This window comes from Brevibacillus sp. FSL K6-0770 (genome assembly GCF_038000275.1).
In the GTDB taxonomy this organism is placed as follows: Bacteria; Bacillota; Bacilli; order Brevibacillales; family Brevibacillaceae; genus Brevibacillus; species Brevibacillus parabrevis.
The window spans coordinates 3,398,719-3,417,666 of the sequence record NZ_JBBOBQ010000001.1 but is presented as its reverse complement, the minus strand read 5'-3'; the positions used below and the strand labels follow the sequence as shown (position 1 = coordinate 3,417,666).

Annotated in this window: 18 protein-coding genes; 13 read left to right on the top strand and 5 right to left on the bottom strand. The window is 50.5% G+C overall.

Translation table 11 applies throughout. The features are described 5' to 3' along the window. Positions 1–3 precede the first annotated feature (3 nt). From NST23_RS15925 to NST23_RS15885, 9 genes are all read left to right on the top strand, one after another. A complete protein-coding gene (locus NST23_RS15925; RefSeq protein ID WP_122965255.1) occupies positions 4–1,593 on the top strand; it encodes a DEAD/DEAH box helicase in 1,590 nt (529 codons plus the stop codon). A 166-nt stretch (positions 1,594–1,759) separates the two neighbouring features. Continuing rightward, complete coding sequence (gene recA, locus NST23_RS15920) at positions 1,760–2,818, top strand: recombinase RecA (RefSeq protein WP_122965256.1); 1,059 nt, start codon at positions 1,760–1,762, stop codon at positions 2,816–2,818. A 117-nt stretch (positions 2,819–2,935) separates the two neighbouring features. Then, entirely contained in the window at positions 2,936–3,583 is a 648-nt protein-coding gene (locus NST23_RS15915) for a regulatory protein RecX (RefSeq protein WP_173598865.1), read from the top strand. Between the two features lie 277 nt (positions 3,584–3,860). After that, a complete protein-coding gene (gene rny, locus NST23_RS15910) occupies positions 3,861–5,402 on the top strand; it encodes a ribonuclease Y (RefSeq protein ID WP_122965258.1) in 1,542 nt (513 codons plus the stop codon). A 73-nt stretch (positions 5,403–5,475) separates the two neighbouring features. Continuing rightward, complete coding sequence (locus NST23_RS15905) at positions 5,476–6,270, top strand: TIGR00282 family metallophosphoesterase (RefSeq protein WP_122965259.1); 795 nt, start codon at positions 5,476–5,478, stop codon at positions 6,268–6,270. A 118-nt stretch (positions 6,271–6,388) separates the two neighbouring features. Next, the gene (spoVS, locus tag NST23_RS15900) at positions 6,389–6,649 is read left to right on the top strand and encodes a stage V sporulation protein SpoVS (protein WP_003385776.1); all 261 of its coding nucleotides are present in this window, start codon (positions 6,389–6,391) and stop codon (positions 6,647–6,649) included. 93 nt (positions 6,650–6,742) lie between these two features. Continuing rightward, positions 6,743–7,681, top strand: a complete 939-nt coding sequence (locus NST23_RS15895; RefSeq protein WP_173598863.1) for a dipeptidase — start codon at positions 6,743–6,745, stop codon at positions 7,679–7,681. Between the two features lie 191 nt (positions 7,682–7,872). Then, entirely contained in the window at positions 7,873–9,651 is a 1,779-nt protein-coding gene (locus tag NST23_RS15890; RefSeq protein ID WP_122965261.1) for a 2-oxoacid:acceptor oxidoreductase subunit alpha, read from the top strand. After that, entirely contained in the window at positions 9,623–10,489 is an 867-nt protein-coding gene (locus NST23_RS15885) for a 2-oxoacid:ferredoxin oxidoreductase subunit beta (RefSeq protein WP_122965262.1), read from the top strand. The genes NST23_RS15890 and NST23_RS15885 overlap by 29 nt, the downstream gene beginning before the upstream one ends. Positions 10,490–10,539: 50 nt before the next feature. On the opposite strand, the gene NST23_RS15880 is transcribed toward NST23_RS15885, so the two are convergent. Beyond that, positions 10,540–11,577: a YkvI family membrane protein gene (locus NST23_RS15880; RefSeq protein WP_122965263.1), complete on the bottom strand. Its 1,038-nt coding sequence runs from the start codon at positions 11,575–11,577 to the stop codon at positions 10,540–10,542. A gap of 53 nt (positions 11,578–11,630) precedes the next feature. Between NST23_RS15880 and NST23_RS15875 the strand changes: the two genes are divergently transcribed. The 4 genes from NST23_RS15875 (at position 11,631) to NST23_RS15860 (ending at position 14,716) form a co-directional block, all read left to right on the top strand. After that, positions 11,631–12,380: an MBL fold metallo-hydrolase gene (locus NST23_RS15875; RefSeq protein WP_280648469.1), complete on the top strand. Its 750-nt coding sequence runs from the start codon at positions 11,631–11,633 to the stop codon at positions 12,378–12,380. Between the two features lie 35 nt (positions 12,381–12,415). Next, positions 12,416–12,976, top strand: coding sequence for a tRNA (mnm(5)s(2)U34)-methyltransferase (locus NST23_RS15870; RefSeq protein ID WP_063227550.1), 561 nt, complete (start codon positions 12,416–12,418; stop codon positions 12,974–12,976). A gap of 163 nt (positions 12,977–13,139) precedes the next feature. Next, complete coding sequence (locus NST23_RS15865) at positions 13,140–14,240, top strand: YheC/YheD family endospore coat-associated protein (protein WP_122965265.1); 1,101 nt, start codon at positions 13,140–13,142, stop codon at positions 14,238–14,240. A gap of 128 nt (positions 14,241–14,368) precedes the next feature. Beyond that, entirely contained in the window at positions 14,369–14,716 is a 348-nt protein-coding gene (locus NST23_RS15860) for a DUF3139 domain-containing protein (RefSeq protein WP_122965266.1), read from the top strand. A gap of 64 nt (positions 14,717–14,780) precedes the next feature. On the opposite strand, the gene cbpB is transcribed toward NST23_RS15860, so the two are convergent. The 4 genes from cbpB to NST23_RS15840 form a co-directional block, all read right to left on the bottom strand. Further along, on the bottom strand, positions 14,781–15,254 hold the full coding sequence (gene cbpB, locus NST23_RS15855) for a cyclic-di-AMP-binding protein CbpB (protein WP_122965267.1): 474 nt from the start codon (positions 15,252–15,254) through the stop codon (positions 14,781–14,783). A 220-nt stretch (positions 15,255–15,474) separates the two neighbouring features. Further along, positions 15,475–16,614, bottom strand: a complete 1,140-nt coding sequence (locus tag NST23_RS15850; RefSeq protein ID WP_173596508.1) for an acyltransferase — start codon at positions 16,612–16,614, stop codon at positions 15,475–15,477. A 54-nt stretch (positions 16,615–16,668) separates the two neighbouring features. Next, complete coding sequence (locus tag NST23_RS15845; protein WP_122965269.1) at positions 16,669–17,511, bottom strand: lipoate--protein ligase family protein; 843 nt, start codon at positions 17,509–17,511, stop codon at positions 16,669–16,671. A gap of 163 nt (positions 17,512–17,674) precedes the next feature. Continuing rightward, positions 17,675–18,901 carry an S-layer homology domain-containing protein gene (locus NST23_RS15840; protein ID WP_173598859.1) on the bottom strand — a complete coding sequence of 409 codons (1,227 nt, stop codon included), beginning with the start codon at positions 18,899–18,901 and terminating at the stop codon, positions 17,675–17,677. Positions 18,902–18,948: the final 47 nt, after the last annotated feature.

The following is an 18,948-nucleotide window of genomic DNA, read 5'->3' as shown; positions in this document are numbered from 1 at the left end:
TTCATGACGATGTTTTCTGATTTTCCTTTACATAAATCCATTTTGCAGGCGATCCACGATATGGGCTTCGAAGAGCCATCGCCGATTCAGGCAGCCTGCATTCCGAAAGTGCTGGACGGAGGAGACTTGATCGGTCAAGCACAGACCGGAACGGGAAAAACAGCGGCTTTCGGGATTCCGCTTGTAGAAAAAATTACACCAGCCAATCGCGTACAAGCGATTGTGTTGACCCCGACTCGCGAGTTGGCCATCCAGGTTGCCGGAGAGCTTTTGCGCATCTCCAAGTACAACAAAGTGCGCACACTGCCAATCTACGGCGGACAGTCCATCGGTCACCAGATTCGCGCTCTGCGCCAAGGCGTACAGATCGTGGTGGGAACCCCTGGACGCGTCATGGACCATTTGCGTCGCAAAACGCTGAAGCTGGAGAATGTACATACGCTCATTCTCGATGAAGCGGACGAAATGCTGGACATGGGCTTCATCGAAGATATCGAAACAATCATCAATCATATGCCGGAAGAGCGCCAGACGTTGCTCTTCTCTGCAACGATGCCGCCTGAAATCAAGCGTTTGGCTACCCGTTACATGAAACAGCCGCAAACGATCGCTGTCAGCCGCGAAGAAGTGACAGCGCCGTTGATCGAGCAAGTGTACTACAAAGTGTTCGACCGAAACAAAGTGGAGAGCCTGTGTCGCATTCTCGACAGCGAAGATGTAGAGCTTGGCATCATCTTTTGCCGTACCAAACGCGGCGTAGATGAGCTGTCCGAAGTGCTGCAATCCCGCGGATACTTGGCAGATGGCTTGCACGGTGACCTGTCCCAGGCACAGCGCGACAAAGTGATGAACTCTTTCCGTGAAGGCTCGATTGAATTTTTGATCGCAACAGACGTAGCAGCGCGCGGGATCGACGTAGGCAACGTCTCGCACGTAATCAACTACGACATTCCGCAAGACTCCGAAAGCTACGTGCACCGGATCGGCCGTACAGGTCGTGCAGGACGCAAAGGAATCGCCATGACATTGGTGACGCCGCGCGAAGTCAGACAGATGATGTTCATCCAGAAGCAGACAAAAGCGCAAGTGCTGTCCCGCAACGTACCGTCGCTTGAGGAAGTGGCGGAGCGCAAGCAAGAACAGCTTCGCGAGCAGCTGACAAGCCTTTTGGAGAGCGATGCGATCGCGGATATGTACCAAAAGGTTGCGGAATCGCTCGTCGCCCAATACCCGGCCGAGAAAGTCGCGGCTGCTGCGCTGCATCTGGCTTTCCATTCCGAAGCAGGCCAAATGCAGGAGGCAGAAGCGTACAACTTCGGAGAGACGGGTGCTGCAAAAGGCATGGTTCGCTTCTTCCTGAACGTAGGCCGCAATGCGAACATGAAGCCGCAAGATTTGGTGCGCGAGATTTCCGAGTCGGTAGGCATTCCTGGCAAATCGGTTGGCCGCATCGACATTTTCGAGAACTTCACGTTCGTGGAAGTGCCGGAAGAAGTGGCGGCATTCGTTTACGAGTCGCTGCGCCAAACCCGCATCAACGGCAAACGCATCAACCTGGAGCCGGCAAAGCCGCGCGGTGCAAAACGCTCCTAATTGCTCAGGTGAAAAACAGACAGCCATTTCTCTGGAACTATCCAGAAAATGGCTGTTTTTTACGATGCGAATATTTGTTCGCAAAAAACACTTGGCAAACGGTTCTATCTCGATGTATGATGAAGACAAGCAAAAGAGATGCGAAAAGTGAAAGGGTGTGTACCATTTGTCAGATCGTCGCGCAGCTTTGGAGAGTGCATTGCGTCAAATAGAAAAGCAGTTCGGAAAAGGTTCCATCATGAAGTTGGGAGAGGTGTCCAACGTTCAGATTTCGACCGTTTCCAGTGGTGCGTTAGCGTTGGATATCGCATTGGGTGTAGGTGGATTCCCACGTGGCCGTATCGTCGAGATTTATGGTCCTGAGTCTTCCGGTAAAACAACCGTAGCGCTCCATGCGATCGCAGAAGTACAACGTCAAGGTGGACAAGCGGCTTTCATCGACGCCGAGCATGCACTGGACCCTGTCTATGCAGCCAAGCTGGGCGTGAACATCGATGAGTTGCTGCTTTCCCAGCCGGATACAGGGGAGCAAGCATTGGAAATTGCCGAAGCGCTGGTGCGCTCCGGTGCAGTAGATATCATCGTAGTGGACTCTGTAGCAGCACTGGTTCCAAAAGCAGAGATTGAAGGCGAGATGGGAGATTCCCACGTAGGTTTGCAAGCCCGCTTGATGTCGCAAGCTTTGCGCAAACTGTCCGGTGCGATCAACAAGTCCAAGACAATCGCGATCTTCATCAACCAGTTGCGTGAAAAAGTAGGCGTGATGTTCGGTAACCCAGAGACAACTCCAGGTGGACGCGCTCTGAAATTCTACGCCAGCGTGCGTCTGGATGTTCGTAAAGCAGAATCGATCAAAGTCGGTAACGATATCCTTGGCAGCAAGACCAAGATCAAGGTCGTGAAAAACAAAGTAGCGCCACCGTTCAAAGTCGCTGAAGTGGACATCATGTACGGGGAAGGGATCTCCAAAGAGGGCAGCATCCTCGATATCGGTTCCGAAATCGATGTGGTACAAAAAAGTGGTGCTTGGTACTCCTTCAACGAGGAGCGCCTCGGCCAAGGACGGGAAAACTCGAAAGTCTTCCTCAAAGAAAACCCGCATATTGCTTCCCAAATCGAGACAAAGGTTCGCGAGTATTTCAGCCTCAATCCAGGCTCTGTTCCTGAAGCAGAACCAGTCGTCGATCCTGAGCAAGACGAAGAGCCAGCATTTGACCTTGAGTAATGGAGCATAAGTGAACAGCCTGTCGATGAGACAGGCTGTTTTCTGTGACAGACGTCCCGAGGCTTTTCTATGTTCTATTAGATTGAACAACAAAGCCGAAGAAAGGAGTGGGCCAAAATGAAGAGCGGCCAAATCACTGCCGTTCACCGCGACAACAAGCAAAAACAGCGGTATCACATTGATTTGGATGGGGAGTATGCGTTTACGGTACATGAAGACATACTGGTAAAGTACAACCTATTTAAAGGCACCGATGTGGACGAGTCGTTTTATTGTGAAGTGCTGGTGGCGGAAGAGCGACACAAGGCGTATTTGGGCGCCCTGAAATACTTGGGGATGCGCCCGCGCACCCGCAGTCAGTTGCAAGCGTATTTGCTGGACAAAGGCTTTGATGCAAAAGTTGCCGATGAGATTTGCCAGCGTTGCGAAGATCACGGATACATAGACGATGAAGCATTTGCCAAGCAGTGGGTGGAAGAACGGCTGCGCCTGAAGCCGCGAAGCTCCTACATGCTGCGCATGGAACTGGCGCAGCGCGGGGTAGACAAGGCGATTGCCGAAGATGCCGTGCAAGGCGTTTCAAGAGAGGCTGAACTGGAAGCTGCCCGCGCTTTGATAGAGAAGAAAGCGCGGCGGATCACAGGAGCGCCGAATCCTGACGAGGAGCGAAAACTACTCGCCATGCTGATGCGCAAGGGCTTCTCGCATTCCATCATCCAGCAAGTTCGCACAGAATTGCGTCAGAGAAGGGACGAAGAGCGCTGACTCTATTTGCATGATCTTGACAATTCTTGTTCACAAATAATAAAATAGGTTTGTATTTACTTGGTGTATCATAACTTTTGACGCTTTGCTCACTCGTTGCCTGTGAAACAACTGAACAACCGTGCGATAGCAGTACGGATTCAGCGGACCGAGTAAAATCGGTCTTGTTTTTTAGCGAATGCTCTATGTGAGAGCAAAACGAAAGCGGCACTCCATGAAAAACGAATGCTTGGAAAGCGGGGAGATCTTACAATAAGGAGGTGAAACGAAAAAGTCTATGGAGCCTATACTAACAGTTGTCATCGTGCTCGTCGCCCTGCTCATCGGCTTGGGTGCTGGCTACTTCATTCGAAAATCGATTGCGGAAGCAAAGATCTCCAGTGCGGAGGAAGCTGCACGCCAGATCGTCGAGGAAGCGAAACGGGACGCCGAAGCCGTTAAAAAGGAAAAGGTGCTGGAAGCCAAGGATGAAGTGTTCAAACTTCGTTCCGAAGCAGAAACCGAGTTGCGCGAAAGACGCAACGAGATCCAGCGTCAGGAACGGCGCATTCTTCAAAAAGAAGAAACGCTGGACCGCAAGATGGAACAGTTGGAGCGCAAAGAGGAAGAATTGGCTGAGCGCGACCGCGCCATCGCAGAACTGCAAAGCAAGGTAGAGCACTTATATAAAGAACAAGTTTCCGAGTTGGAACGCATTTCCGGATTGACGCAGGATGAGGCGAAAAATATCATTCTGACTGACGTGGAAAATACCGTTCGCCACGAAATGGCCGTGATGATCAAAGAGATAGAGACGCAGGCCAAAGAAGAGGCGGACAAGCGTGCTCGCGAAATTATTACCACCTCCATTCAGCGCTGTGCAGCTGATCACGTAGCAGAGACAACCGTTTCTGTGGTGACGTTGCCAAACGATGAGATGAAGGGGCGGATTATCGGACGGGAAGGACGAAACATCCGTGCTTTGGAGACGTTGACGGGAATCGATCTGATTATCGACGACACTCCGGAAGCAGTCATCCTGTCTGGCTTTGATCCGATCCGTCGGGAAATCGCCAAGACGGCGCTCGACAAGCTCGTTGCAGACGGACGCATCCACCCGGCCCGCATTGAGGAAATGGTGGAAAAAGCGCGCCGCGAAGTAGACGAGCGTATCCGTGAATACGGAGAACAAGCAACATTTGAAACTGGCGTACATGGCCTGCATCCGGATCTGATCAAGATTTTGGGACGACTGCGTTATCGTACCAGCTATGGTCAGAACGTGCTGAAGCACTCGATGGAAGTGGCTCATCTCGCTGGCTTGATGGCAGCAGAACTGAAAGAAGACGTGAAGCTGGCCAAACGTGCAGGTCTTCTGCACGATATCGGAAAAGCGATTGACCATGAAGTGGAAGGCTCACACGTGGAAATCGGTGTGGAGCTGGCCAAGAAGTACAACGAGCATCATGTTGTTGTCAACAGTATTGCTTCTCATCACGGTGATACCGAACCAACTTCCGTCATTGCCATGCTCGTGGGAGCGGCAGATGCTCTGTCTGCTGCACGTCCAGGCGCACGCCGTGAGACATTGGAAACTTATATCAGACGTTTGGAGAAACTCGAAGAAATCTCTGAGTCGTTCGATGGCGTAGAAAAGTCTTATGCGATTCAAGCGGGACGCGAAATTCGCGTAATGGTTCAACCTGACAAGATTGATGATGCGGAAGCTACCCGTCTGGCACGGGAGATCACAAAACGAATTGAAAATGAACTGGACTACCCGGGACATATCAAAGTAACGGTCATCCGTGAAACACGGGCAGTCGAGTATGCAAAGTAAAGTGGCTAATGGCCACTTTACTTTTTTTCTAAACGCTTGCAGTTGTGTATACTAGCAATGAGGTGAATGTCAGATGAAGCTGTTGTTTATCGGAGATATTATGGGATCGCCCGGCAGAGAAATCGTGAAAACGTACCTGCCGCTTTTGAAAAGAAAATACGGACCAACCTTTATCGTCGCCAATGGCGAAAATGCGGCACACGGTCGCGGGATTACAGAAAAAATTACGAAAGAGCTGTTCGAATGGGGAGTCCAGGCGATTACGCTCGGAAACCATACGTGGGATCAACGAGAAATTTTTGACTTTATCGATGATGAGCCGCGAATGATTCGTCCGGCGAATTTTCCGGCAGGAACGCCTGGAAAAGGCATTACATACATCAAGCAGCCAGAAGGAGAGCTGGCGGTAATCAATTTGATGGGCAGGACGTTCCTTCCTCCGCTCGATTGCCCGTTTCAGATGGCAGACAAACTGGTTGAGCAAGCGCGCAAACGCACCAAATTGATTTTTGTCGATTTTCACGCCGAGGCGACATCGGAGAAGCAAGCTATGTCCTGGTATCTCGACGGGCGGGTTAGCGCGGTTGTAGGTACGCATACGCACGTGCAGACGGCTGACGAACGGGTTTTGCCGCAAGGAACAGGCTTTTTGTGCGACGTCGGCATGTGCGGCCCAAGCAACGGCATTCTCGGGATGGAGCGGGAAGCCGTGATCAAGAAATTTTTGACCCAGCTGCCTGTCCGTTTCGAAGTGGCGCCTGATCCGGCGCAGTTGAACGCTGTCCTGATTACGCTGGATAAAGCCACTGGCCACGCGAAGAAATTGCAGCGAATCAGAATTGACGTAGACCACCCGTTTATGGAATAATAAACATAAGATTAGAATTTTTTGAATCTTTCTAGCGAGTTAGCAGGAATTTTTAGGGGTTATGCGAATATCATTCTAATGATGACAGGATTCCTATCAGACGGGAGGTTCAAAAAGGATGGAAGTATTAAAAGTTTCAGCAAAGTCTAACCCCAATTCCGTTGCTGGTGCCCTTGCCGGCGTTCTTAGAGAACGCGGTGCAGCTGAAATCCAAGCCATTGGCGCTGGGGCGCTTAATCAAGCTGTGAAGGCCGTAGCAATCGCACGAGGGTTCGTAGCGCCGAGTGGAGTTGACCTCATATGTATTCCAGCCTTTACCGACATCGTGATTGATGGAGAAGAGCGTACTGCAATCAAACTAATCGTAGAACCCAGATAATAAAACTGCAAACGTATCGCCTGCCTGTTTGTTCGAAGAATGAACAGGTTTTTTCGTGTGCAAATATGCGGTTACATAGAAGGAGAGAGAATCATGAACGTATTCGATGCGCATTGCGATGTATTGTGCAAGCTGTGGAAAGAGCCGGAGCGTGACTTCTATAAAGAAGACGATTTTTTGCAGGCTGGTTTTCCCGCTCTCGTGAAAGGGAATGTAGATATACAGGTGCTTGCCTGTTTTGTTCCTACTCATGTGCCTTATGGCCGCCGTTTTCATACGATACTAGAAATGATCGATATATTTTATGAAAAGGTGGCGAGTGAACAATTCCGCCCGATTTACACGAAAGCTGATTTGGACGAGCGCGTATTAAAGGGGGAGAAAGGGGCTATTCTGTTTGTAGAAGGAGCACACGCCCTGGAGGAAAGCCTCGTACAGCTTCGCACATGGTATCGCCTTGGTGTTCGCGGAATGACATTGACCTGGAACCACGGCAACTGTGTGGCAGATGGCAGCGGGGAACCGAACCCGGGTGGACTCACCGCATTTGGTCGACAAGTAATAGAAGAAATGAATCGGCTCGGGATGATCGTCGACGTTTCCCACTTGGCCGATCCGGGGTTTTGGGACGTGATGGAGATTTCCAAAGCACCTGTCATCGCTTCCCACTCCAATGCGCGACAAATTTGCCGCCATCCGCGCAACTTGACGGACGAGCAGATTCGCGCCTTGATTGCCAAGGATGGAGTCATGGGGCTGACGTTTGTCGACTTTTTCACGGTGGAAGAGAAGCGGACGGCATGGATTGATGACTTGCTGCGCCATTTGGATCACGTATGCGGGCTGGGCGGAGTCGATCATGTTGCGTTTGGTTCCGACTTTGACGGCATCACGAACACCTTTGGCGACCTGTCTTCCTCAGCAGCGTATTCCCAATTACTAGAAGCTCTGCTTAGACGTTACAAAGAGGCGGAAGTATTGAAATTTGTGCGAGGAAATTGGTTGCGTGTTTTCGGAAACGTGCTACAATAATACATGAGGATATTAATGTACCAAGTTCAACATTAAAATTCAGGTCAAAAGTAAGTTGAGTAAAAGCACTTGCAATTTGACAGGGACAGGACTACAATTGTTACTGTCTATGCACAGAATTGTCACATCTTATCAATCTTTTCGGGTAAGATGGGCAGCTTTCTCACAGTCACTGAAAGGGTGGAATCTGAATGATTAGTCAACTTTCCTGGAAAGTTGGAGGACAGCAAGGGGAGGGTATCGAGAGTACTGGTGAGATTTTCTCGATGGCGATGAACCGGATGGGTTACCATCTGTACAGCTACCGTCACTTCTCTTCCCGTATTAAGGGTGGACACACGAACAACAAAATTCGCGTGAGCACAACACCAATGCGTGCGATCTCTGACGATCTGGACATTCTCGTAGCGTTTGACCAGGAGACGATCGATTTCAATGCGCATGAGCTGCGCGAAGGCGGCATCATTATCGCGGATGCTAAATTCAATCCAAAGTTGCCGGACGGGTTGAAGCCAGTTCGCTTCTTCACTGTACCACTAACTGAGATTGCTGATGAACTGGGAACTTCCCTGATGAAAAACATGGTGTCGATTGGTGCGTCCAGTGCAATCCTCGGCATTCCAGTGGAAAGTTACCGTGTTATCGTTGAAGATATGTTCCTCCGCAAAGGCGAAAAAGTGGTTGAAAAGAACATGGATGCCATTCGTCGCGGATTTGATTTCGTAAATGAACTGACTGGCGGTCAACTGCCTGAATTCCAAATGGAAAAAGCAGATCCGCAAAAACAACTGTTCCTGATCGGTAACGATGCGATCGCTCTGGGTGCTGTAGCAGCAGGCTGCCGCTTCATGCCAGCTTACCCGATCACACCTGCTTCCGAAGTAATGGAATACTTGATCAAAAAGCTGCCAAAATTGGGCGGAACCGTTATCCAAACGGAAGACGAGATCGCTGCGATTACAATGGCAATCGGTGCTAACTACGGTGGTGCCCGTTCCTTGACTGCTTCTGCAGGTCCTGGTCTGGCTCTGATGATGGAAGCAATCGGTCTGGCTGGTATCACAGAAACACCAGTTGTGATCGTGAACACGCAACGTGGTGGCCCATCTACAGGTATGCCTACCAAAATCGAGCAATCCGACGTGAATGCGATGATTTATGGTACTCACGGTGACATTCCAAAAGTCGTTATCACGCCAAGCACAGTAGAAGAGTGTTTCTACGATGCCGTTGAAGCTTTCAACATTGCCGAAGAATATCAGTTGCCAGTTATTTTGATGACTGACCTGACTCTTTCCTTGGGCAAACAAACTGTTACTCCATTTGACTACAGCCAAGTAGAAATCCGCCGCGGAAAACTGCTTGCTGGACAAGAATTGCCAGAAAAAGAGCAAAACGACCTGTTCAAACGTTATGAAGTAACCGAAGACGGCGTTTCTCCACGCGTAATTCCTGGTCAAAAATACGGTCTGCACCACGTAACAGGTGTTGAGCATGATCAAACGGGTCGTCCGTCCGAGAATGCTGCTAACCGTGTTCAACAAATGGATAAACGTATGCGCAAGCTGGAAGGCGTACTGAAAACTTTCAAAAACCCTGTAACTGTCGATGCACCTCACGCTGAAGCGGATGTTCTGGTAGTAGGTATCAACTCTACCATCGGTACGATTCAAGAAGCAAAAGGCCGTCTGGAAAAAGAGGGAGTGAAAGTAAACCACGCGCAAATCCGTTTGCTGCACCCATTCCCAACTGAACAAATCAAAGCACTTGTGGACAAAGCGAAGAAAGTCGTTGTTGTTGAGCACAACATCCAAGCGCAAGTTACAAACCTGCTCAAACAACACGTTGGAAACGCGGAAAAAATCCAATCTGTGCTCAAATATGACGGTAACCCATTCCTGCCGAAGGAAATCTATGCTGAAGTGAAGGAGCTGGTAAAACATGGCGACTATGAAAGAGTTTCGAAATAACGTAAAGCCTAACTGGTGCCCAGGCTGTGGAGACTTCTCCATCCAGGCGGCTATTCAACGCGCCGCAGCAAACGTAGGTCTGGAACCTGAAAATCTGGCGGTTATTTCTGGTATCGGGTGTTCCGGGCGCATTTCCGGTTACATCAACTGCTATGGTTTCCACGGTATTCACGGACGTTCCCTGCCAATCGCACAAGGTGTGAAAATGGCAAACCGCGAGCTGACTGTTATCGCAGCCGGTGGTGACGGGGATGGATTTGCAATCGGTATGGGCCACACTGTACACGCGATCCGTCGTAACATGAACGTTACGTACATCGTAATGGACAACCAAATTTACGGTCTGACAAAAGGTCAAACCTCCCCGCGTTCCGCGACTGGTTTCGTGACCAAGTCTACACCGCAAGGCTCTATCGAGTCTTCCATCACTCCAGTTGAACTGGCGCTGTCTGTTGGTGCGACTTTCGTTGCTCAATCTTTCTCCAGCGACCTGAAAGGTTTGACTGATCTGATTGAAAAAGGTATCCAACACGAAGGCTTCTCCCTGATCAACGTATTCAGCCCTTGTGTAACCTATAACAAAGTAAACACCTATGACTGGTTCAAAGAGAACATCGTGCCTGTAGACACAATCGAAGGCTACGATCCTCATGACCGCATCAAGGCTATGTCTACTTCCATGCAATACAAAGGTCTGATCACTGGTCTGATCTACCAAAACACCGAGCAAAAACCTTACGAAGCTCTCGTAAAAGGCTTCAAAGAAGAAGGCTTGGCAAACCAAGACATTCGTCTTTCCCAAGAAGACTTCGATAAACTGGTTGCAGAATTTGCATAAGGTTTCGATGAAAAAACCTCTCCGAAAAACGGAGAGGTTTTTTTGCGTTATTACCAGGCGCGATCCCGCCATTGTCTGTAGACGAGCATCACCAGGAAAAACAGGACAAGCTGCCCAAACAGCGGGTACAAAAAGCGCAGCAGCGAGCTGAAACCGATAAAGCTGACCAGGTAGCAAATCAGTAAAATCCCGAGAAGAATTGTCGGGCCACGCAACCGGGTAACTTGGCGGATTTGCTGGGCCAGGCCGAAGACGTTGGCTACGAGAGTCGAGAAAATTTCCGCGTAGACCAGCAGCGAGAACAAAAAGGGGATTCCTTTGCCCAGTCCTTTTAGCAAGGCAATCATCGGCATTTCCGCCTCCTGGATACCCGGCATTTTTACCGACAGCGAGCAATAGGCGAGCAATAGGAGCAGGCCGATTCCCAGTCCACCGATGATTCCGCCGGCGATCAGTGGCTTTTCGCTCGTACTATGTCTGCCGATTGGCACAAGAACTGCTTGTGTAAGCGTGACATTTAAGGCAACATAATAGAGAGGAGAGCTGATCCAGGCCAAGGGGCGTACGGCTTCTACCGTGACGCCTGTAAACAGCCACGGCTTCGAATAGAGAAACACGAGCAGCGTAAACAAAATCAGCATCGGTACAAAGATGCTGTTTACTTGATGGATGGCAAACAACCCTTTGCGGGTCACGAAGAAAATCAAGATCATGCTAAGCCAAATGCCGATTTGCGGAGACAAGCGAAACGACTCCCAGAAAATAGCGCCAGTAGCCGCTAACATGACGGATGTAGTTCCTAGCAACACCGTCAATAGCAACGTGTTGAAAACCGTGCCAAAAGGGTGCCCAAACAAATACGTGCTGACTTCTTGATAGGAATCGGCCTGGATGCGATAGGAAATCAGCATGACACGGATTCCGGCCCATACAAATAAACTTGTGGCGATGACAATGCCGATCAAGCCTTGCGTTCCGTATTGAACAAAGAACTCGACAATTTCTTTGCCAGAAGCAAAACCAGCCCCTACGACGGTACCGATATACGTAAAAGCGATTTGCCATGAGGCTCTCCATGTTCCTTGCATCTCAGACCTCCTGTCCCACCTTATTCCATCCTATGAATGGGAGTGAACCGAATATGCGCGTAACCGTACTTGGCTACCAATCTCCTTACCCAGGCCCTCAGGGTGCCACTCCAGGCTATTTGATCGAAACAGAGGAAGTGAAGCTGCTCCTGGATTGCGGAAGCGGGGTGCTTTCCCAGTTAGGCGTTCATTTGCCTGTTTACGAAGTGGATGCCTTGCTATTGTCTCACTATCATCACGACCATGTGGCAGATGTCGGTGTGTTGCAGTACGGCTTGATGGTTCATCAACTGTTCGGACAGCGGCCTGCTGACAAGCCGCTCCCCATCTACGCTCCAGACAAGCCAGAGGGACAGACAAAAACGTTGACGTACCGGGACGCAACCCGCTTTTTTCCGGTTCACGCGGAGACCAGCCTGTCCATTGGAGATGCGCACATCTCCTTTTTGCGTACCGACCATGGAGACGGCGACCCTTGCTATGCGATGCGCCTTGTGGCAAACGGCAAGACGCTGGTGTATGGCGCAGACAGCGGGCCTGGCACCAACTGGAGCGGTTTTGTCGATGGGGCAGACCTGTTCATTTGCGAAGGGACTTATTTGGATCATAACCTGCCTTCCAGGCCAAACGGGCATTTGTCCGTTCGCCAGGCAGCGGAGTTGGCGCAAGCGCACCACTGTCGTTCTTTGCTGATCACCCATCTGTTTCACGGGTATCCGGAGAGCGACGTACTGGCGCAGGCAGAGGCGTTTGTGGCAGGTCCCGTCTATGCGGCCCGGATTGGATTGAAAATCGAACTATAAGCGATGTGTGCGACACAAAGAGAGGAGAGAGGGCAGTGTTTCCAAATGTATTAGAGGTAGCACGAAAACTGATTCGCGAGCGAGTACAACCGGGAGAAACGGTGATTGACGCCACGATGGGCAACGGAAATGACACCATGTTTCTGGCGCAGCTCGTCCAGGAGACCGGGAAAGTTATCGCTTTTGATATTCAGCCACAGGCGATTGCCAAAACGAAAGAGCGATTGGAGCGCGAAGGCTTGGCAGAGCGCGTCGAGCTGAAGCTTGCCAGTCACGAGGAGATCGACCGACTGGACGGGCAAGCAGGTGCGATCATGTTCAATCTCGGCTATTTGCCAGGCGGCGACAAAGAAATTACGACGCAAGCGACGAGCACGATTCGAGCGATCCAGTCTGGTCTGCAAGTGCTTCGACCAGGGGGAGTCATGACCGTCATGATCTACTGGGGCCACACAGCAGGCGAAGTCGAGAAGGAAGCCGTCGAGTCTTTTTGCCAGGAACTCAGCCAGCTTGAGTTTCTCGTGCTGAAATACCAGTACGTCAACCAGCAAAACCAGGCTCCCTTTTTGCTGGCGATCGAACGCCGGGGGCAATGAGTTCATTTCCCTTTCCCGGGCAAGCGCATATTCCGACAGATTACGGAACGGGTACGAGAAATTTGTCTGGAGCTGGAATAGGCTTGCTGTTCGCAAAATAGGCACGCCCCTGCCGTTTTTCACACATACCTTATGGTGAGGAATGGAGCAAGGGGGATCTTTTGTGAACAGAATCGGCATTATGTTGGATTGGGGCATTATGCAGAAAGGGATCAAAGGAGACAAGTCTTACGAGCGTCTGCCGTACTATGTAGAAATCGGCAAAGAGCTCGGATTGGAGCCTGTCTTTTTTCACCCCAGGCATGTCCTTGCAGGCGATGAACGGGTGCAGGGCTATTTTTGGAACGGACACAGACTCGTTTCCCGATTGGTCCATATACCGAAAGTGATCCATAATCGCGTCCTGACAGGGGATCAAAAGGCCCGTGCCGTCATCTCCAGACTGAGCAGGAAAAAGACGGTCTTTAACGGCCTCGTTGTCCGCGACAAGCGCAAGGTCCACCAGATGCTTTGGAAAAATGAGCAGATTCGTCCATACTTGCCTAACACGGTTCCCTATTCAGGAGAACAGCTTCGCCAGTTTCTCGATAAATACCAAGTTGTCTACGTCAAGCCGTCGATTGGCTCTGTCGGCATCGGAGTAGCCAGAATCGAGCGACACGGCAGCGACTACCACTTTATCGCTTCGAAAAAACGCAAAGTGATGTCACGCCCCGAACTGTTGGCGGCTGTCCGCCGTTGGGTCGGCAACAAGCGCTTTCTCATCCAGCGCGGGATTCCGCTGGCGCGTTACGGAGGAAAAACGTTTGACATCCGTGTATCGGTGCAAAAAAACAGGGAGCGGGACTGGACAGTGAGCGGTATGGTTGCCAAAGTGGCCAACAGCAAAAACAAGCTGAGCAACCTTTCACGGGGCGGAAGAGCGGTTCCTTTTTCGGAGGCTGTGTCGACCCTGTTCACGCCTGAACAACAAGCGCAGACGGTCCAGCGAATCAATGACGCGGCAGTAGCGATCGCGAAACAGTACGGGCGTCATTTTCCTTCTCTGGCCGACCTTGGCATGGACATGGGGATCGACGAGAAAGGCAATCCGTATTTGATCGAGGTCAATGTGCGCGATCAGCGCTATTCCTTTTTCAAAGCAGGGGAAAAAGCGATGTTCAAGCAGACGTATCGTCATCCGATGGAGTATGCATTGACATTGATCGAGGAGCAAAAGCTCAGAAAAAAACATGCGGCCCAATACTTGCGGCTGCACGGTTGACGCTGGAAAGCAGACCATTGCGAGAGCAACGTCTGCTTTTTCATTTTGGCGGGAAAAGCAAGACACGTATTGACGAAAGAGAGCAGCTATGTATAATCTTGGGAAAAAGAGAAAGCGAGAAGCTGTGAATGAAACGCTACGTGTGGTGGATTGTGCTGGTCGTTGTGCTCTTGCTCGTGCTGACGCCTTTTGTTTATGTCGAATACAACAAGTACGCCTACGCCGAGCGCGTGAAAACATATTTGGTAGAGGAAGCGCATTACAAGCCAGAGCAGATCAAGTCGGTAACAGGGGTATGGAGCAAGAAGCTGCCGAGCTTTTTAGCGGAAGTCGTCTTTGCGGACGAGCCGGAAGTGACCTACATCTATTTCGCTCACAACGATGTGATGCAGTACGGTTATGTGCTCACAGACGAAGGGAAAAAGCGGGGATGGGAAGAGAAGGACCTGAAGCACGATCACCGCAAACAGGAATGACGGGAAAAGCTGATGGAGAACGAAAAGGACGGCGGCGCTGGCCCCCGTCTTTTTGCATGCAACGTCAAGCTTTCTCTTGTGCCGACTGCTGTTCGGCCAATGGGTACGGCAAGTTGCGGAAATGGCGATAAACCAGAGCCAAAATCGATTTGCGCGTTAAAATTCCTTGGAAGTAATGCTCCTTGTCTTCAATACAGACAAACGGGTGATTAATCGAGACTTCCAAAGCCTTTAAAAATTCATCCGTATCATTCAGACGCGGCACTTTCGTGTCCATGACATCATCGACGGTATGCTCGGAGATTTTTTCAAGCTCGAAGCGTTCGAGTCCAAGCGATTTGTTGATAATCATGTTTGTGCTGATCAAACCGTGCAAACGGTATTGGTGATCCAGTACCGGAACAGCCGAGTAACCGGATTTGATGAGGACGAGCAGGGCGTGCTCAAGTGAGTTCCCCAATTGCACATGAGCGACCTTAGTGGAAGCGATAATAAGCTCTTTAATGGGAGTATGTAACAATGGAATTTCCTGATTCATCAGATCGACCACCTTTTCTGTCGTCTACGGCAGCCAATGCGCTGCCAGTGATCCTCTTCTATGATACCGTAAGTGCGGTGCCAGCGGTAGATCTACACAAAAAAAGCCCGGCAGTTTGCCAGGCAAAGAATCGAGGTGTGGAACAATTGTCCCTGATTCTAGTATGCAAGAAGGAGCCTTTGATTACATTAGGAGTTTGGAGGAAAGCAAACGCGGGGCGCTATGCTTTGTAAACTTCCGTCTTGTAAAGCGGCTTGGATGTCGCCTTGCCTTTTCCCCGCATCCAGTGCGAGACGAGGGTATGCTCGTACAGGAAAATACAGAGCGGCGGCGTCACGACGAACATCGCCAGCATAATCCAGGGCGTGGACCAATCCAGCCGGAAAATGACATAGCTCTCAAGCAAAAACAAGATCAGCGGATGGACGAGATAGATCGCCATGTTTTGCCGGGCCATGTCCGATAGCCATTGCCCGAACTTGGGCAGCTTTCCGAGATAGCGGGAAAGCGAGTAAAAGCTGATCAGAAAGCTTGTCGTATAGAGCAAATAGAGCGGATTGAAGATGTTCAGGCTCTCGTAATACGACTTCGAGCCGCTCACGAAATCGTTTGCAATCCAGAGCGCGGTGATCAGCGTGACGATACAGGCAGGCACTTGCAAACGCCATGTCCAGGCTCGCCATTTCTCCAGATTCAGGCCAGCGTACGCACCGAGGGCGAACGTGAAGATGTACATATGCACGTAGTTTTGTCCAGCCACATACGTATGCTGGAAAAAAGTCAAAAGCGGTGAAGCTGCCCAGTCGATTTCCCAGAGCGGGTGGATGAACAAGTAGTTGTAAATCCCGTACAAGCCGATTTGTCCAACAAAAAGCACAACGAGCGTGCGAAAGCGCAAAAATCGCTCAAACCATGGCTTGATCAGGCAAAACAGCAGACACAGTTGCAAGTAAAGCGGGATGTAGTACAGATGGTAAAAGGCGCTGCCGGTAAAAAGGCTGTCCAAAAACGGAACAGCCAACACGCTCGGATCAACCGTCTGGAGCTTGAAACAGGTGAAGATCGCCGTCCAGATCACGTACGGCACAATGATGACCCGAAAACGCTTTTTCCAGAAGACAGCCCAGTTCATCTCCCGTTGCTGATACCAGTAAAACAGCAGCATGCCCGTCGCAAAAATAAACAGAGAGCGCCCGAAGCGCAACAAAATGAGCAGAACGGTTTCGATTTCGCCATTCCAAGGATAGTCTTGCTGGTTTTCCACAAAAAAACCGAGAATGTGAATCGCAAGTACAGAGAGTGCTCCAAAAACAAAAAGGGCATTCAGATCCTGAAACGTCCCCTTTCGATCGCTATTCATAAATCCTCCCAAAGTCTCACCGGCTACACCACCTGATTTTCCAGATGGAAAAGCTTATTTAGGCAAACGCCATTGGGGTATAGCCAGTTCTTTTGCGGTAAAGGAGAAAAGCTGCAAGCGCTGGGACAGATGATGCTCTGATTCGGCCAGCAACGACTCCTCTACGGAAAAAGGAACAGAGATGACAGGCCACTGGGAACGAATCGCAGCGAACAAACGCGCTTTTACATCGTCGACAGTAGTCGGCTTCCCGGTCAGTCCCGCAATGCTGCCTACCGTCGAGCCAACGATGCCAGGAATCGGCTTGTGCGCTTCCATCTCATCCAGTCCGGCCAGCGCATAAAAACGCTCCATCCATTCCCCGCGAGGTCTTTCCTCTATATTAATGCAAATCTGCAAAATCGATCCGTAGCGGGTACGGCGCTGCGCCATTCCCCCGATTTTTTTCCCGTGCAAGGAAAAATCGTACTCTCCGGCACAGTAAGATCCGACGACCTCGCCAAATTCCAGCTCGCCGTAGTCGCGCAGCCCAACTTGAAGCATGTCGGCTACAAAAGCAAAGAAAGCATCGATAGAGATTGCCGTATCGGGCAAGAGCCAGGCGATGTTGAGCACACCAGCATCCAGCGGTACACAGGCGCCGCCGGAAGATCGCAGCACACAGCCGAAGCCATCCTGACCGAACTGGTGCAGAGCTTGCTCCAGATGGGGGAGTCTGGCGTCTCTGCGCCCCAGATACAAAGCCTGATCGTATACCCAAAGGTGGATGATCGGTACAGCAGATTCCCGTTGCATACCAGCCGCCAAAGCCTCGTCGCGATACAACGGTTCAAGCGGTTGCCCTTGATAAATTCCTGAATCCATCCAGTGGAAAGGCTGATTGACAGAAAATGACATGAAAAAGGCTCCTCACAGGACAAGAATAGCTATCATTATACAACTGAACCGTGTACATTTCTAGGTTTTCGCCCCCCTTTTTTCTGGATGGGAAAAGCTTGCAGACAAGCCTGAGAAAAACAACACCCGACAAGCAGAGAGGCGCGTGTCGGGTGTATGGGGGTTACTTCACTTCTTTCAGTTGGAAATTGTCCAGGTAAGTCATTTTGCGAGGAGCTTCTTCTGCCGCATCCTCTTGCATGTACAGACCAAGCTGTGTTCCTTCTTGCTTGATTTGTTGCTGTCCGAACAAATACTGATCGTTCGCATAAATCGAAACCGTGTTGCCTTTGACAGCTACCTTCAGGCGGTTGGACGATTTCAACTTGTAGGAACCGGATGCGATGACATCGATGTCGTCTTTGTTGGCGTCTGACACTTTGCCGAGAACGACGCGATCTTTTTGGACGAACACGACATTGGCTTTTCCGTCTTTTCCGTTGAAGAAAAGTCCGGCCAATCCATTCGTACCCGATACATTTACATCGATGCTTAGCTCGTAATTTTCCGGTTTGGCGGATTCATTCCAGCTGAGCGGCAGGAAGTAGTGGTCGACGTCGTCATCGTCGGAAACAGCCGTAGCTTGCTTGCTGATGACGCCCCAGCTTCCGGTAGCCTTTTTCGTATCCCAGTTTTTCAGTTCTGTGCTGGAAAAAGAGTCGCTGATGTTGATCGGTTCAGGCTTTGGCGGTTCCGGGTTCGGGAAGACGACTTTTGTTTCGTCGTCGCGGTCCAGGATGGCCCGGTACAGCAAGGAAGCAGCTTCTGCGCGAGTGATCGGGTCTTGCGGGCGGAAGTAGCTGTTGTAGCCTTTCATCAAATCAGTTTGCAGGGCGATGGCGATGTACGGACGCAGGGCGGAAGAAATTTCGTTTTGATCCCGGAAGTTCTTCAACTGATCCAGGTCCGCCTTGTATTTTTTGTCATAGCCAAGCAGTCGAACGAGAGCGACCGCAATATCTTCGCGGACGGCGGATTGATCCGGTTTGTACGTGTAGGTGGAACCGGATTTGTAGCCAGTCAAGTAAGGCTTTGCGTACTCGACGTAATAAAACGCCCAGTGGGAACGGGGAACATCTTTAAACGTTGGACTGACGGAGTTTTTCTGGATGTTGACATCAGCTGCCGCAATCATGATTTTGGCAAACTCTGCGCGGGTTACCTGATTGTTGGGACGGAAAGTCCGGTCGTCATATCCTTTGATGATCCCTTTTGCTGCCATTTCGGTGATTTCCTTGTACGCCCAGTGACTGCGGGGAACGTCCGAGAATGAAGTCGAAGCGGCACCGACAAAAGGGATGGCAGTCAGGAACATCAACACCGACAGAAGTAAGGCGAATGCTCGTTTCATGCTGACCTCCTCAATTTTGCTCGTGTTTTTTGGTAGCTGCCTTCTTC

What these genes read in the sequence shown, in the direction of transcription:
- NST23_RS15890 (WP_122965261.1), top strand. Translation starts at nt 7,873, where the DNA reads ATGATTAGTCAACTTTCCTGGAAAGTTGGAGGACAGCAAGGGGAGGGT.
- NST23_RS15925 (WP_122965255.1), top strand. Translation starts at nt 4, where the DNA reads ATGACGATGTTTTCTGATTTTCCTTTACATAAATCCATTTTGCAGGCG.
- NST23_RS15860 (WP_122965266.1), top strand. Translation starts at nt 14,369, where the DNA reads ATGAAACGCTACGTGTGGTGGATTGTGCTGGTCGTTGTGCTCTTGCTC.
- NST23_RS15840 (WP_173598859.1), bottom strand. Translation starts at nt 18,901, where the DNA reads ATGAAACGAGCATTCGCCTTACTTCTGTCGGTGTTGATGTTCCTGACT.
- NST23_RS15850 (WP_173596508.1), bottom strand. Translation starts at nt 16,614, where the DNA reads ATGAATAGCGATCGAAAGGGGACGTTTCAGGATCTGAATGCCCTTTTT.
- NST23_RS15880 (WP_122965263.1), bottom strand. Translation starts at nt 11,577, where the DNA reads ATGCAAGGAACATGGAGAGCCTCATGGCAAATCGCTTTTACGTATATC.
- spoVS (WP_003385776.1), top strand. Translation starts at nt 6,389, where the DNA reads ATGGAAGTATTAAAAGTTTCAGCAAAGTCTAACCCCAATTCCGTTGCT.
- NST23_RS15885 (WP_122965262.1), top strand. Translation starts at nt 9,623, where the DNA reads ATGGCGACTATGAAAGAGTTTCGAAATAACGTAAAGCCTAACTGGTGC.
- NST23_RS15875 (WP_280648469.1), top strand. Translation starts at nt 11,631, where the DNA reads ATGCGCGTAACCGTACTTGGCTACCAATCTCCTTACCCAGGCCCTCAG.
- NST23_RS15905 (WP_122965259.1), top strand. Translation starts at nt 5,476, where the DNA reads ATGAAGCTGTTGTTTATCGGAGATATTATGGGATCGCCCGGCAGAGAA.
- NST23_RS15845 (WP_122965269.1), bottom strand. Translation starts at nt 17,511, where the DNA reads ATGTCATTTTCTGTCAATCAGCCTTTCCACTGGATGGATTCAGGAATT.
- NST23_RS15915 (WP_173598865.1), top strand. Translation starts at nt 2,936, where the DNA reads ATGAAGAGCGGCCAAATCACTGCCGTTCACCGCGACAACAAGCAAAAA.
- rny (WP_122965258.1), top strand. Translation starts at nt 3,861, where the DNA reads ATGGAGCCTATACTAACAGTTGTCATCGTGCTCGTCGCCCTGCTCATC.
- NST23_RS15895 (WP_173598863.1), top strand. Translation starts at nt 6,743, where the DNA reads ATGAACGTATTCGATGCGCATTGCGATGTATTGTGCAAGCTGTGGAAA.
- cbpB (WP_122965267.1), bottom strand. Translation starts at nt 15,254, where the DNA reads ATGAATCAGGAAATTCCATTGTTACATACTCCCATTAAAGAGCTTATT.